9 protein-coding genes and 3 pseudogenes are annotated in these 16,073 nt (G+C 33.4%); 8 read left to right on the top strand and 4 right to left on the bottom strand.

Going from position 1 to position 16,073, the window contains the following annotated elements; genetic code table 11:
- Positions 1-83: 83 nt before the first annotated feature.
- The 4 genes and pseudogenes from JSQ73_RS06095 to JSQ73_RS06065 form a co-directional block, all read right to left on the bottom strand.
- Positions 84-1,231: pseudogene (locus tag JSQ73_RS06095) on the bottom strand (hypothetical protein).
- An 88-nt stretch (positions 1,232-1,319) separates the two neighbouring features.
- Positions 1,320-4,512: pseudogene (locus tag JSQ73_RS06860) on the bottom strand (glycoside hydrolase/phage tail family protein).
- A 600-nt stretch (positions 4,513-5,112) separates the two neighbouring features.
- Positions 5,113-6,216: an AAA family ATPase gene (locus tag JSQ73_RS06070; RefSeq protein WP_234301730.1), complete on the bottom strand. Its 1,104-nt coding sequence runs from the start codon at positions 6,214-6,216 to the stop codon at positions 5,113-5,115.
- Between the two features lie 362 nt (positions 6,217-6,578).
- A complete protein-coding gene (locus JSQ73_RS06065; protein WP_214250204.1) occupies positions 6,579-7,484 on the bottom strand; it encodes an ankyrin repeat domain-containing protein in 906 nt (301 codons plus the stop codon).
- A gap of 612 nt (positions 7,485-8,096) precedes the next feature.
- On the opposite strand from JSQ73_RS06065, the pseudogene JSQ73_RS06060 reads away from it, so the two are divergent.
- From JSQ73_RS06060 to ubiA, 8 genes and pseudogenes are all read left to right on the top strand, one after another.
- Positions 8,097-8,240: pseudogene (locus tag JSQ73_RS06060) on the top strand (IS5/IS1182 family transposase); the annotation flags it as partial.
- A gap of 54 nt (positions 8,241-8,294) precedes the next feature.
- Positions 8,295-8,909: an efflux RND transporter permease subunit gene (locus tag JSQ73_RS06665; protein WP_255701034.1), complete on the top strand. Its 615-nt coding sequence runs from the start codon at positions 8,295-8,297 to the stop codon at positions 8,907-8,909.
- Complete coding sequence (locus JSQ73_RS06660; RefSeq protein WP_255701033.1) at positions 8,887-9,771, top strand: efflux RND transporter permease subunit; 885 nt, start codon at positions 8,887-8,889, stop codon at positions 9,769-9,771. Before JSQ73_RS06665 ends, JSQ73_RS06660 begins: the two co-directional genes overlap by 23 nt.
- Before the next feature lie 10 nt (positions 9,772-9,781).
- Complete coding sequence (locus JSQ73_RS06655) at positions 9,782-10,336, top strand: efflux RND transporter permease subunit (RefSeq protein ID WP_369409689.1); 555 nt, start codon at positions 9,782-9,784, stop codon at positions 10,334-10,336.
- 225 nt (positions 10,337-10,561) lie between these two features.
- Complete coding sequence (gene nusA / locus JSQ73_RS06050; protein WP_214250224.1) at positions 10,562-12,115, top strand: transcription termination factor NusA; 1,554 nt, start codon at positions 10,562-10,564, stop codon at positions 12,113-12,115.
- Positions 12,116-12,122: 7 nt separating this feature from the next.
- Entirely contained in the window at positions 12,123-14,444 is a 2,322-nt protein-coding gene (gene infB / locus JSQ73_RS06045) for a translation initiation factor IF-2 (protein WP_214250223.1), read from the top strand.
- A 9-nt stretch (positions 14,445-14,453) separates the two neighbouring features.
- On the top strand, positions 14,454-14,804 hold the full coding sequence (locus JSQ73_RS06040) for a ribosome-binding factor A (RefSeq protein ID WP_214250222.1): 351 nt from the start codon (positions 14,454-14,456) through the stop codon (positions 14,802-14,804).
- A 3-nt stretch (positions 14,805-14,807) separates the two neighbouring features.
- Complete coding sequence (ubiA, locus tag JSQ73_RS06035; protein WP_214250221.1) at positions 14,808-15,695, top strand: 4-hydroxybenzoate octaprenyltransferase; 888 nt, start codon at positions 14,808-14,810, stop codon at positions 15,693-15,695.
- Positions 15,696-16,073 lie beyond the last annotated feature (378 nt).

Below are 16,073 nucleotides of genomic sequence, written 5' to 3'. Positions count from 1 at the left end.
ATATTTTATTGACTGTCAATTATTTAGAACCTTTGCTTTAAAGGACTTTCTATTTTTAATATAGAAAAGTCCTTTAATAACTGTTATGTAAGCGATAGCTTTTCCATTGCTACCCTGTCTACTTCTGCTCCTTCCAGCTTATTATCTACTCGTTCACGGTATAGATCTTTTCCTTTCATCCAGGATACATCACTATTTGCTAGACCAATAGAATGGTTACCATTGTTCTCTCCAAAAGCAAATGACTTCCATTTGCTTTCTTCTTGACTAAGTAATTTATCATTCACTATCCTCACAACATTTAGTTGACCTAAATTTGCTCCAAATCTGGTAAGGAAGGGAAAAAAAGCTTGTTCATACAACTTCGCTATTCTACTATTGCTTAAATCTCTTACACACCTTTCTGCATACTTTTTCTGACTCACAATTCCTTTGGTAATCTCTTTTATTCTATCTTTCTCTTCTCCCCCGTCATCTCCTTCTCTTTTTCAAGCATATGATGGATGCAATCACCTAGTTCACTTATAGTTGAAGGTAAATACTCTACTAATTTACCGCACATTTCTTTTTGACTTAGTACTTCACTTTTATATTTAGATAAGATATCAACTGCTATACCTAAATCACTTATTGCAATTAAGTCATTATTTAATTGTGTATAAACGATTTTTCCACCATCGTTAATACCTACAACAATCGGTCCCAACAATATTCCCTCAGGAATTGTTATATCCTTCCCTATATGAGAGTCAATGGCTTTTAAAGAATCAAAGTCTATATATATTGCACCTTTCTCTCCTGTCATTTTTTCTGAAAGAGCAAGAGCAATCAATCTAAAAGTATCTATTTCAACAGCAAAATACATCCTTTGCTCCTCTGACATATTATACATATTCTTAAACAAATCCTTTATGCTAATGTCTTCACCATCTATCTTCCATCCTGTATCTATTTCGCTCCAGTCGTATTGGTGTAAATCTACAACATGTACTCCTTCAAATTCTTTCAGTTTACATTTTAAATCATCTATTTGATTTTCTTTGAATCTAGGACCGTTGATAATCAAATATATATCCCTCTCTTCTTTATTTATTAATTTATGATTTTTTATTATATCTAAATAATTAAGGTCACTGTTTTTACCATCTGGTAAAGATGCACCATGTACTCTTGGCACCCATGTTAGTATTATTGGCGCTTCATTTGATAATTTTTTTACATTACCGATCATTATTTTATCTTACTATATTGCTATGTTTATAATATAGTGGATTTTTTAATAAAATGCAAGTAGACATTAAGATTTCACTTACGCTCTCTCAGTTTACAATTTTTGTTTCCGTATTATCTAATGAATCACCGTAAGTGACTGCCTTAAGATAAAACTTTCTCCCTTTTTGCACTTCAAAAAAAATTATTGAATCATCAAGTAGAATAAATTTTTCACCTGAGGTGTGTTCATATTTCTTAGTACCCTCTTGGCCTCTAATTAGGTCGATAAGCTGATATTTATTCTTACCTATGAGCTTTGCTCTTTCGAATTTTATTACCAGCGCTAACACAGTTGGACTCATGACGTCTATCTTACCAAAACACAGTACTACTGTAATTCCCTCATCGGTAAATTCGATTACATATCCGTAAGTAGATTGTATATTTGCGCTCGCGATGGGCTTATAATTTTTATCATCATACGAAATAAAAAGCGTTGCTCCTTTCCAACCTTCCTCTTCACTAATTAAAGTAAAACTTACGATATTACCTTTAATATAAGGTAAATCTATCATTTCCACGATAGATTTACTGACGCGAGAAGGAGGGTATTCTTTAAGCATAAGTGATCTTGTTGAAGGAAAGGAGAGCTTGTATATAGAGGGATCATAACCAACTCCCATTACTTGAATGGACATGCTTTCAAACTTTGTTTTTATAATTCTCATCGTATGTCTTTTATCGCCATCTGAAATTGCTATGACATCACTTGGTAAAAGCCATGCATATTTTATCGGGAGCTTAAAGTTGTATACATTTCTCTCTTGCCATGAAGAATAAAGTAAAACTTCAGCTATATTTTGCGCCTCCCCTTCCTCCATAATGAGCGGTATTGGAACTGTTGCAGCATTGCCCTGCTTTGGCAGCTCAGCATATTTCACATCAATTGGATAGCCAAAATTGCGGTTAAAATAAACGATATTAATCCTATTGTTTAAATCTAATTGACTAAGCTGTATCAGCTTGGGATTGTGATTGAAAACAGTTTCGTCAACTGGTATACCAGTTGTCACTCCCTTGCCCTTTTGAATAAATTTCAGTTTTGAGTTCTGTTCAACCACATCAAAAAAATAGCACCTTCGCAGCATTTTAATAATTGAGCGTACGGGTTGCTGATCATTTATTACATACCTAGATAGTAATCCTTTAACATCTCTTGTATCAAACTGATCGCCTTTGAGACCTACCTTTTGCAACAGATCAGATAAAACATCGGAAATATTAAGTTGTGAAATTTTTCCCTAAATCCAGTGCCCGGTCTGCCAGTTATGGCAGTCAGCCCACATGTCACATAAATTGGGGAAATAAGGAAATGGCCTTGCATCTCACGCCCAGAGGAACATTTTCTCCACCATTTCTGAGCTTTGCCACTTTTTTAATGTTCCTTCGATTGCAGTTTTCTGCGAAAGAAAGCTCACCTCTCCGTTTGAGTATCGTGGATATTTACTCTCTATACTACCTTTATCAACAAACACATTGGGCTCATTAGTGCAGCCGTTCATACTGGGAAATCCATATTCGGTAAACCATATTTTCTTCATTTTTGGTTGCCATTTTGTTTTACTATCACCTGGATTTACATGAACTTCACTCCACCATTTCTCAATATTTTTCCATGCATATTCGCTGTCATTATAATTTATTTTCTCAGGATCACTTTTTGAGTAATCGTAAAAATAATCATACCCTACCCCACTGCTCCAACCACCCGTTACATCTTTCGCAGAATAGCCAAAAGGAGGTTCTTCGCCATCGATAAGTGGAAAATAAGCATCTATGCCAATAACATCGATGAACTGTGAAGACCAAAGTTCATCCATATTATACCAACCATCATATGAATGATACTCACTCCAATCGGCAGCGTAAGTTACGTTTACTTCTTTTCCAAGCTGAAGCTTTACTTGCTTTGCAACTTTAACTAGCTCTGCTACTGCAGGATAGTTACCCTCTACATCTTTTACTCTGGTAAGCTGAGCAAACTCAGAACCAATAATAAACCCTTCCACTTTAGTTTGTTTGGCAATGCTCGTGTAATGCCTTATGAATTTGCTATACTGATTCTCAAAAAAAATCACTTATATCCTGAGGAGTACCGCTCAATTTTCCTCGCCACTCTTTGTTCTCTGTGTCAAGCAAGAGCATTGGATAGAGCATCACCCTATAACCTCTGCTATGCAGCTCTTCTATATATCTTATTAGTGCTGCATCGCTAACTGTACCACCATATCTTGGATTGCCATGATTATCTTTTGAAATGAGCTGGGCATTATCCCTGGTTATATTTCCCACTTGCCAATCATCAGGCACTATAGCAGAATCGTCTTGAAATTCAACTGCAGGATATATTTTACAATCTTTGATATTCAAACTGCTTGCAAACCAATTAACCACTACCGATGCCTATTCAACATTTGGTAAACTTTCCTTCAATTGGTCCAAAGAAAGCATAGCATCGCTCTTTTTTGTGTGATTATTGTGATTTACTCTTTGTGCCGGTCCATAGGGAATATATTGACTACTGCTTATTTTTTCTCGTGCAATTTTCTTCTGTATTTTCGTATCATACACAAACTCCCCTGAACCTGTTATGATATTGATATTTTTAATGTTTTCTGCTACTGAGAATCCACTGAGCTTCAGTGCAGTTTGCACTTCAAATGTAAATACCGGAACACGACTACTATAGTCTGCCAAAGGAAAATTTTTGATGACTATGTAAGATATTCCTCTATAAGCTGGTACATTCTTCTCACCTTCAATTGATAACATAAACGGATCAGGGTTTTGGTCTTCTCTGCCGTGGTAAAAAGTATAATCTATTTGGTCAAAGCTAAGCGATTTTGTACCCGCCCAGATTCTATTTAATTTTTCTACTTTCCCCTTGCAAATTGCAATTGCGAGTGTTGCATAGTAGTTATATGTAATATTTATACCTCTTCCTGTTTTATTTTGAGTGGTTATCGCCTCCTCTTTTATTGGCTGTGACCAAATAATGTTTCCAGCAACGCGAGCAGTGCCATAGATAATTGGAATTGCTTTGCCATAAGTTGAGGTTTGAACTTGCAGATTTTTCAGCCTCGTCCCATGCGTTATCTTTTTGTCGGCATCAAGACCAAATATTGCATTATCAAGCTGTGCACCAAGCAGAGCACCGATTTCTGAGCCAACAATCTGGCCAATTGGCCAAAAAATACTGCCTGCTTTACTTAAAATTGATGATAAAATTATTGTAGACATAATATTCTCCTTTTCAATAGATTGTTTTGAATTTTTGAAAAAAGATCCCAGACTGGGATAAAATTGGGACCTACTATATAGTAGTGTCATGCGACTGGTATCCAGGAAAAAAAGGATGTCACCCGAGTAGCCCTCTTCCTGTCATCCCAGTGCTTGTGACACTGGGATCCAGCCTTTCTTACCAACAAAAAACTTGGCATAACTTGCATGCTCAAAAAATTCCTGGATTCCAGTTTCAAGCACTGGAGTGACACCCTTTTAGAAGTTCAATGATCCTTCTGGATAAAAACTATTGTCAAGCACTGGAATGACATGATTCGAATTGTGTCACTTGCATGGCGTCATCCCAGACTGTGTAGTAATTCTCTTTATTCCTCGATTTGCCACTTACTTCTTCGAGAAGATACATCACTCAATGAAGAGCTTACTGATGAACTTCTAGATAAGCTTCCAGATGATAGCCTTATATCCTTGTTTTTAGTTTTTCCGTTACTATGCTTCTTATCTAGCTCATCTTTTATGTTATGCTCCTTTTTGAAATTTTTACAGAAAGTGCGAAGATATTTTATTTCGCCTTCCTTTTCTGTAGTTTCGTTTATTTTATCGATTAAGCAAAATCAGATTTGCCATTGCGAATCCCTTACTAGCCTGTACAATAATTTTCATATCGCTATCTTTTAATTTTTCGAGCCGTTCTTGTAATATTTTTTGATGTGTATCGTCTTTATCCAGCCCAGTAACCTCAATACACTCCAAACGACCACCCCTAATAAGCGCAGGATCTAAATGATTCTTATGATTAGTTGCAGCAACTACCGTTATATTTTTTGAGGATAAAAACTCTCGATCCAATTTAGTGAGTAAATGAGTTAAAGGTCCTGCATTTTCACTGGAAGTGCGCTTTTTGCCAATGCCGTCAATCTCATCTATAAAAATTATACACGGACTATTTGCCTCTGCTTTCTCAAAAACCTGATCTATATTTGATTGATTAGACAAGCAAGATGCAGAAACAGACATAAACGCAAACAGAGATTTAGTTTGATTTGCAATTGCCTTACTAATACTAGTCTTACCAGTTCCTGGTGGACCGTACAAGAGATATCCTCTGCCTTGTAACTTACAAATCCCTTTCAATTTTTCTTTTATGTCATTTGGTAATATAATATCACTAAATGTTGTATTCCACCCTCTTTCTTCACCTTTTGCATAAAATTCCATATTCAACTTTTCTTCTACTTCATCTATTGCAGTACTATTAATTAACTGTGCAGAAAGGTCATCAACCACTTTTTCTAACCCCTCCACTTTATCTTTTGTTACAAAATTATCTGAAATTCTCTCGACTTTTTTTTCTAGATCACTAAGCTTTTTTTTATTTTCTTTAGCCTCTTCATTCTCTAATTCTTCTTTAATTGGAGTTAGCTTATTTTCTTCTTTACTTGACTCTTTATTTAGCTCTTTGACTTCAGCTTTCAAGTTTTCTTGAGATTTTTTACTTTGTTTAATCATTTTATATGAAAACACAATTACTATTGCAGAAAGCGCAAGTAAAATAAAAATAACAGGGGGAGCTATATTTAAAGCTGCAACTGAAGATAAAAATGCAACGTAAGGAGCTACAGCAAAAACTCCAGATGTAATTAATGTAAGAGAAGCAATAGCACCAGCTATAAAAAAAGGTATATTAGCTCTACTAGACATATTTTAGCTTATAAACAGTGAATTTATAAATAATACATTTAAAGAGTACAATCTTTTCATAGTAAAGCAAGACTAACTAAAGAGATAACTCAAGGTGTCCTTAATCAATCTATAATCGAGGTATTATGCAGTATTAAGATATAAGATGGTATGTTGTATTTTTAATTCAGTGTTCTTTTTCTATCATTCCAGGGTACTGGAATGATAGATGCTATGATAAGAAATTCAATAACTTAAAGCAAGTAATTAAAGCTTCTAATTAAGATCTAAATCTATAGTTATTATAAGCAACACTAAAGAAGTGCGGAAGTAAAAAGTTACGAAAGAGCATTATGTATACGTATGCTTTGTAGATCTACACTTTACCACCCTTCTGTTAAGCTTTGCCTCCCTTCCATTACGTTTTGTCGCTCTTTTATTTCGTTATCGAATTTTGACATTAGATATTTAGCATAACCAGATGTTAATGCTGTTGATGCAGATACAGCTATTGCTACCGCAACAGATGTTAATGTAATTTCCATTGTCTCGGTTATAAAAAGCGTCGATGTTACAAAATTCCCTAACATGGCAACTAAGCCACCAACAACTACACTACCTTGAACTACTTTATTTTTTAAAAACCCTTTTATACTCTCTACCTTATCTTCTTGGTGATTTATAATGGTATAATACAAAGGAGTTTTCTGCAAACTATCTTTTTCATAAACATCTGCACCTCTGTCTAGTAGAGCATCTACTATCTCTAAACAGCCATTTTTAGCAGCATAATGCAAAGGAGTACTACCATTTCTATCTTTTACATTAATATCTGCACCTGTTTTTAGTAGAACATTTACTACATCTATGAATTTATATATAGTAGCATAATGCAAAGGAGTAATACCACTTCTGTCTTTTACACTAACATCAGCACCTTTTTTTAGTAGAGCATTTACTACACCTACACATCGACTATAAACGGCATGATGCAAAGCAGTCTCTCTATTTTCACCTTCTACATGAACATCCGCATGCCTATCTAATAAAACATTCACTAAATCCTTACAGCCAACTGCTGCAGCTGCAATTAATAATGTAAATTCGTCATCAGGATCACTTTGGATGAATGTATGATTTATACTAAAATTTTTATTTTCCCACTCTTGATACGCTATTGTATCTTCCCTTCGCAATACCTCTTTTATTTTATTAATTACGTTATCTTTATTTACACTTTCATCTTTATCAATTGCACTTAATATCTTTTTCAGATTTTCAAAATCCATCTTTACCTCCTATAACTTTACGTTGCAGTTACTACACAATTACAAACAAAAGTAAACACATTTTTGGAAATTATTTAGAAAAAGAATCCATTAAAAAAGTCAGTGATTTGCAATAAATAACTGATCCATTTAGTTGAAAGAAATATGTGATGTAACTATAGTTATTATAAACAACAATAGAAAAAACACGGAAGTAAAAAATTTATATTGATCTTATCATATTTATTATTAGCATAATTATAAACATGGGAAAGCAAATACAAGTCAACTTATCTAAAAAAATAGTGAGAGGGTCTTATCTGGCGAAAAATGGATGGCCAACCTTAGTGAAAATTATTTTGCATCATTGAATAATAACAGCATTAAACCAGCCAGCTCTATAAGAAAACTAATAGAGGCTTTTTTACTTGTTCCAATTATTACATCCAGTGCTATTACACTAGCATGTACCTATTTTTTTCTGAATGCAGTGAGTATTCAAAAATATGATTGCAGCTTTGAATAAGGGAAAAATTATGGCGCCTATGATTTTTGAAGGCTATTGCGATACAGACGTTTTTAATAGCTAGTTCAAGCTTTATTGCTGGGTGATTTTGGATAATGCAACTTTTCATAGAAAATAAGTGGGTTGTTGAGAGATCTTTTGCTTGGTTGCAAAAATGTAGGCGACTTTGGAAAAATTGCGAGCGGAAACTCAACACTAGCCTGCAAATGGTCGTTCTTGCTTTTACTTCTTTCCTCCTCAAAAGATTATGAACAGGTTCTAATGGAAAAAATATAATAGACACAGTAAATCAAGTAAAATACTTAATGGACAAAGCAAAAGATCAATTACCTGAAAATTTAAAAGTAGTTTATTTGAATGACCAGTCAAAAAATGTACGTGATGTGCTTGACGACTTGGAAAATGGTATAATATTTGCCGTATTACTAATACTAACCATAATGATGCTCTTTATGGAAACAAGGGCTGCTATTCTTGTTGCACTATCAATACCTGGCTCCTTTCTCATAGGAATAATGGCTCTTTACCTAATGGGTATTACTCTAAATATAGTTGTGCTCTTCATTCTAATTATGGCAGTTGGCATGCTGATTGATGATGGAATTGTAATCAGCGAATATGCTGATAGAAAGATGATTTGTGGCATGGATAAAGTAGAAGCCTTTTGCACCTCAGTTCATGATATGTTCTATCCAGTTTTATCATCAACATTGACTAAATTAGCAGTGTTTTTCCCTCTGTTACTCTGGCCCGATACAGTCGGTAAATTTATGCAGTACATACCAATTACAATAATTCTAACTTTAACTGGATCGCTAATTATGGCTTTGGTTTTTATACCAACACTTGGTGCAATATTTGGTAAACCTTCAATAACTTCAAAAAAAAATAATAAGAATGAGTGCTATAGAAAGTGGTGAGGTAAAAAATACTAGGCTTATAATAAGAACTTATGTACGTATGTTAGAGAAAGTCTTAGATCACCCCAAAAAATTTGTATGTGTTGTTGTATTTGGTTTATTTTTGTCTAGTATATTATATTTTACTTTTGGTCCTGGATTAAAGTTCTTTCCGAATGTAGATTCAGATAACATTTTAATCAGCGTTAAAGTAAAAGAAAGCTTATCAGCCAAAGAACGAGATTTGATACTTAAGAAAGTAGAAGAACGTATTTTGGGTGTTGAAAAGGAAATTTATGTTTTTTATGCTCGATCAGGAAAATTTTCAGACAACGTTATTGCCAAAATTCAATTGGAATTTGTAGATTGGCGCTGCAGGCGCAAAGCTAAGCAAATACTAAATGATATAAGGAGTAGTGTACAAAACATAAAAGGAGTAATAATTGATGTACAGGAACAAAAGTCAGGACCATCAGATGACAAGCCAATACAAATTAACTTAAGCGGAAGTGCATCCAACTTGAATTCAGTAGGAGAGAAAACCCTAAAAATTACGGACCAAACTTCATCTGGATTTATAAATATTCAAGATAGTAGATCAGCACCTGAAATAGAGTGGAATATGAGTATTGATAAGAGTAAGGCTACAAGCTCTGGAGTAAGTGTTGCAACCATCGGTGATTTTATAAAAATGGTTACAAATGGAGTATTAATTGGAAAATATAGACCAAATAACGCAGATGAAGAAATTGATATTGTACTACGCTTTCCCAGAAAGAATCGCAACATGAAAACTATAGATAACCTTTTTATTAATACAGCAAATGGACCTTATTCTATAAGAAGCATAATAAAATACGTTCCCGAAAAAAAAGGCAAATAAACTAAGTAGGATTGATGGATCACGCACAGTAACAATCTCTGCTGACGTTGATAATGGCTATCTTGTTGATGAAAGAGTTAAGTTCATTCAAAATTCGATTATTCAAGACTGTAGTAAAGGAGTAAAGATTGATTTCAAAGGTGACAAGGAAGATCAACAAAAATCAGGAGCATTTTTATTAAAGGCTTTTATATTAGCAATTACATTGATGATATTGGTGCTAGTGGCACAGTTTAACAACATATACTATACATTTATCGTAATGACAGCAGTGTTTTTATCAACAACATGTGTATTTTTCATTTTCTTTCTTATTCAGAAAATTTTTGTAGTTGTCATGTGTGGAGTGGGGATAATTGCTTTAGCAGGAATTATAGTGAATAATAATATACTATTGCTTGATGCCTTTCATCAGCAAATTAAGGTGCGCAAAAATAACATTAAGCAATGTATAATAAACGCTTCAATTTCTCGCATCAGGACAATACTACTTACCGTTGCAACTACAGTTCTTGATTTAATACCGATGATTACTAGGTTAAATATCAGTTTTTTTACGCTATAAATCACATATTATGCTCCATCAAGCCAGTGGTGGGTTGATATTTCAGCAACCATAGCAAGTGGAATATTGGCTGCAATGGTCTTAACTTTATTCTTTACTCCGGCATTGCTTATCATACAAAGACATGAAAAAACTTGACTTAAATTAGCAATCATTTAACATTTAAGATGGCGTTCTTTACCTGTTGAAGCTATAATTATAACTAATTAAATTGGATTTATTTATATGATTGCTAATCGTAAAAGCAGTGTTAAGCAGAAAAGCAACAAGAATAACATAGTTGGAAGCCTTGATGTAATAAAAAAAGCGGGAGAGCTCTCACTTCAAAAAGGTTTGGATTTTAATATTATAATAAATGCACTTAAAAGTGCTATCGAAGCAGTAGCTCAACAAAAGTATGGTAGCAAAAGTAAAATTGTAGTTAATATAGATAAAAACACAGGCAAAGTTACCTCATATAGACAATTAAAAGTCATTAATGATGAATCAAATGAAAATGAGTGTGACTTAATTAAGTTGACACAAGCTAAGTTAATAAAAGAAGATGCAAAAGTTGGAGATACTATTAGTGAGTTGATTTCTCTTAACACTGATCTTGTTTCAGCAAGAATTGCCCAGCAAAAGATTTCTGAAATAATCAAAAATGAAGAGTTAAAAAAGCAATATGAGGAATTTAAAGATAAGGTAGGAGAAATGAGGTATGGCATCGTTAAACAAGTAGAATATTCAGATCTTATTATAGACATAAACGGAATTGGAGCATACCTTCCTTTACGAAACTTAATTGGTGGTGAGTCATTTCGTGAAGGCGATAAGGTTAAAGCTTACATACAGGCTGTTAAGCGCTCTGACGATGGACGTCAAATCATTCTTTCTAGGACTCATGAAGGCTTTTTAGAGGCATTGTTGAATCAAGAAGTACCAGAAGTTGCTGACGGATTGATAACAATTAAAGGTATAGCTAGAGACGCTGGTTCAAGATCTAAAATTGCTGTTTTTTCATCTGATAAGAATATCGATCCAGTAGGTGCTTGCGTTGGAGTTAAAGGAGATAGAATAAAAACTATTATACACGAATTAAACGGTGAAAAAATCGACGTCATACATTACTCATCAGATTTGGGTCAATTTGTTATTAAAGCCATTACTCCTGCAGAAGTATCAAAGGTCATTATTGACGAAAATGAAAATTGTATAGAGTTAATAGTTGCTGAAGATCAATTGAGTTTAGCTATAGGAAAAAAGGGTCAGAATGTAAGATTAGCTTCAGAGATTGTTGGATGGAAAATTGAGATATTAAGCACTCAGCAAGAATCAGAAAGAAGAAATAAAGAATTTAGTCAATGTTCAGTTTTATTTGCTGAAGCTTTAAACTTAGAAGAGATTATGGGCCAATTATTGGTAACAGAAGGTTTTTCAAGTGTAGAAGATATATCTAACACTTCAATTAAGGAACTTGCTTCAATAGAGGGCTTCAATGAAGATATTGCAAATGAACTTCATAATAGAGCAAATAATTACCTAAAAGCAGAGAATGATAAAAAAATAGAAGAGCTAAAAAATTTAGGTATGGAAGACGATGTAATCAACTTAGCCTTATCAATAGATAATAAAATTGCTCTTAGTAAACATAATATTAAAACTTTAGAGAACATAGCAGATTTATCAAATTATGAGTTTTGTAGCCTATTCTCTTCCTCAACTAATAATAAAGACAATCTAAAAGATATAGCAGATTTAATAATCATAGAAGCACGTAAAAAGCTTGGATTAATATAAAAACAATATGAATAATGAAGATATCAGTAATAAAAAATTAACCCTACAAGGCTTAAGCAAGCTTAAATTAGACATTAATTTAAGCTCTTTAGATAGTCAAAGTACTGGTACTACAATAGTAAAAAAAAGAAGAAAAATTCATTCTGCAGAAGAATATAGTTTATTTGACGAGAATAAATTAGGCTCTTTAACTGAAAAAGAACAAATTTCCCGCATTAATGCTGTACAGAATGCTATTTTGCTGAAAGAAAGGAATCAGAGAGAACAAGAAGAGAAAATAAAAAAAGAAGAAAGTAATCAAGAAGCTGAAGATAAAAATGAATCACACTCTGTACCTAAAGAAATAAATAAGGAAGTTTTAAGTAATACTCACTCAGTTGAACAAAAAGAAGATAGTATTGAATATGAGAACAATGATAAAAAGTCTTTTAAAGCTAGCAAAGATATATACTCTAAGCATTCTAAGCTAGTCATTACACAGGCAATAGATGAAAGAAATGAACACCTCCCTGTATTTAAGCAAAAATTTGGTATAAGAAGTAAACAATCAAAGTTTACTAAGGGTAAAAATATATCAAGAGAAGTTATTATATCAGACAAAATAACTATCAGGGAGTTATCTATTCGTATGGCAGAAGATAGAAAGAGTGTGCTAAAAATGCTCAAAGAAGAAGTTGGGGAGAGCTATAGAGTAGATGATCTAGTAGATCCAGATATAGCATGCGAAATAGCAAAAAAATTTAATCATACGGCTAAACGAGTAAGTGATGCTGATAAAGAAAAGAATTTACTCTTCATAAGCAATAGAGAAAACTTACCTAAAAGACCAAAACCACCTATCGTTACTTTTATGGGACATGTGGATCATGGTAAAACATCATTGCTTGATGCATTTCGTGAATCCAATGTTGCAGAAAGAGAGTCAGGTGGCATCACTCAACATATAGGTGCTTATCAATTAACGGCAAAAAATAAGCAAAAAATTACTTTTATTGATACACCAGGGCATGAGGCGTTTACTGCAATGCGTGCACGTGGTGCCAATATTACTAATATAGTTGTGATAGTAGTTGCAGCTGATGATGGAATCATGAAACAAACAGTTGAAGCAATAAACCAGGCAAAAGCAGCAAATGTCTCTATTATAGTTGCCATTAACAAAATTGATAAATCACAACCTGGCGATGTAGAAAGAATAATTAATAGTTTGCCTCAGTATGACCTCATCCCCGAAGAACTTGGTGGTGATGTTATAATTGTGCCAGTATCAGCAAAAAAGAAAATCAACTTAGATAAACTAGAAGAGGCAATTTTATTAATTGCTGAATTAATGACGCTAGAAGGAATAGAGGATTGTCGAGCACTTGGATGGGTGATAGAGTCGAAAATAGATAAAGCTAAAGGAATATCAGCTACATTAATAGTTGAAGAAGGAACATTAAAGATTGGTGACATATTGATAGTTGGTACAACATACAGCAAAGTACGAAGTATGATTAATCACCTTGGTCAAAGAGAAAAAGCGGCACTACCTTCTACTCCAGTTGAAGTTACTGGTTTAAATGGTGTACCAAATGCTGGAGATAAATTTGTTGTTGTAAACTCTGAAAGGCAGGCTCGTGAAATTGTTGAATACAGGTTAGAATTAATCAAGAAAAAGCAAGAAGATTTAGACGACAGTAATTTAGATATATTCAGTCGTAATGATAGTGAAACAGAAGAACTATCTGTAGTTTTAAAGTGCGATGTCACTGGTTCTATTGAAGCAATATCAAGTTCAATTGATAAGCTTGGTAAAGACCAAGTGAAATTAAATATTCTACACAAAGCAGGAGGAGGAGTAACAGATTCAGATGTGCTGCTTGCAGAAGCATCAAGCGCAGTAATTTTAGCTTTTAATGTAAAAGTGGATTCAAAAATAAGAGAATTAGCAAAACAAAAAGGTATAGAAATACATACTTACAATATAATATATGAGCTTATTGAAGACATGAGGATGTATCTAACTAAAATGTTAAAGCCTGTTACACGAGAGGTTCGTTTTGGTTCTGCATCTGTAAGGCAAATATTTAATGCATCCAAAGCCGGTAATATAATCGGATGTTATGTCACTGATGGAGTTATAAAAAAAGATTCTTTAATTAAGGTAGTACGTGGCAGCAAATTGGTGCATGAAGGAAAGTTAAAAGCACTACGTAGATTTAAAGATGACATTAAAGAAGTAGGTGTCAACTTTGAATGCGGAATATCGCTAGAGGGTAATATCGATATTAAAGTTGGAGATATTTTGGAAGCTTATCAATTAGTGCAAGAAGAAAGGACGTTATAGTAGTTGAATATGAAAAAGGAAATTAGAAACCTAAAAGTAGCGTCGGTATTACATAGGGCAATATCAAAAGTCTTAATGGAAGGTAATGTTCTTAATGAAAAAGTAGTAGTATCTGATGTAAAGCTAAGCAAAGATTTGAAGAAAGCAGATGTATATATTGTGTTATCTTCATTAAAAATCCAAAATGATAATGATGATATCAGCACTGTTGTTAATGAAATGAACCAATCTGCATGGTCAATACGTAAATCTATATTGTGTTATGTTGATTTGCGATTTATACCTGAGTTAGTTTTTAAGCCTGATTTAGCATTCGATAATTTTGTCAATGTAAGCAAAATATTACATAATCAAACTTAATTAATGTATTTCAACCATTATTTCTCATTAATGAGAATACACAGTTTAACAGGTTTATGGCTTGTGCTATTTTCTAGCTTAAGCGGCATTCTTTTAGCCTCAACTTCCCTATCGTATCAAGCTCTTTTTCTCCTTGTTTTGTTTACTATAGGTGCATTTTTAATGAGACCCGCAGGGTGCATAATCAATGATATCTTCGATAGAGAAATAGATGCACATGTTGAACGAACAAAATACAGACCACTTGCAAGTGGTGCATTAAACATAAAGCAAGCTTTGGATTTACTTTCACTGTTACTGTCTATTGCCCTGGTAATCTTATTATTAACCAATAAAACTACTCTTATACTTGGAATAATTTCAATGTGCATGATAGTTATCTACCCCTTGCTAAAGCGTTACTTTTGGTGGCCACAATTGTTTTTAGGGTTTACTTTCAACATGGGGTCACTCATGGGTTCAGCAGCAATAACAAACCAGATTAGCATAGAATCCTTGCTATTTTATATAGGATGCGTCTTTTGGACGCTTAGTTATGATACTATATACGCTCATCAAGATAAAAAAGATGATGAGAAATTAGGAATGAAATCCACTGCATTATATTTTGGCAATACAACAAAATCTTGGTTGAAAAGATTTTACTTAATATCCTTAATGGCATGGTTGTACGCTGGTATACTATCATCATTAAATAACATCTTTTATATTGCTTTACTTGCCATAGGATTCATATTTCATCATCAATACAAAAATTTCAATCCAGACGATTCTAATCAATGCATGTCCATATTTAAAAATAATTCCCAGATAGGACTCCTGCTCTTTTTCGGTATCCTTTTAGATAGAATTGTAAATTCTACTTTTGTATCCGTTCAGATGAATGGCTAATGTGTAAATATCGAAGCAAAAATGGTGTCATTCCAGTGTCAAGTACTGGGATGACAGAGAAAGCATCATATTGGGATGACACCATTTATTTCTATGGCTGTCTTTTCTATCTGATTTTGTCACCCTGCTGAACGGATTCTACTTTTTAGAACATATCTTGAAAGGAAATCAAGAAAATAATATGATAGGATCAGTAAAAAATATATCCAGGTGATGTAAGTGACAAAGAATGGAAATTTCTTGAGCCAAGAGTTGCACAAGGTGTGGCCAAGAAAGCACAAAATAAGAACAATTATTAATGTTATACAATACATAATGAAAGGTATTTGCCATTAGAGCAAAAGATTTTCCTCTATGGAAGACAGTGTATGATTATTT

Source organism: Wolbachia endosymbiont of Anopheles demeilloni, from assembly GCF_018491735.2.
GTDB lineage: Bacteria > Pseudomonadota > Alphaproteobacteria > Rickettsiales > Anaplasmataceae > Wolbachia.
Note: the sequence above shows the minus strand (reverse complement) of the source record. Positions and strands in the feature narration are given on the sequence as shown.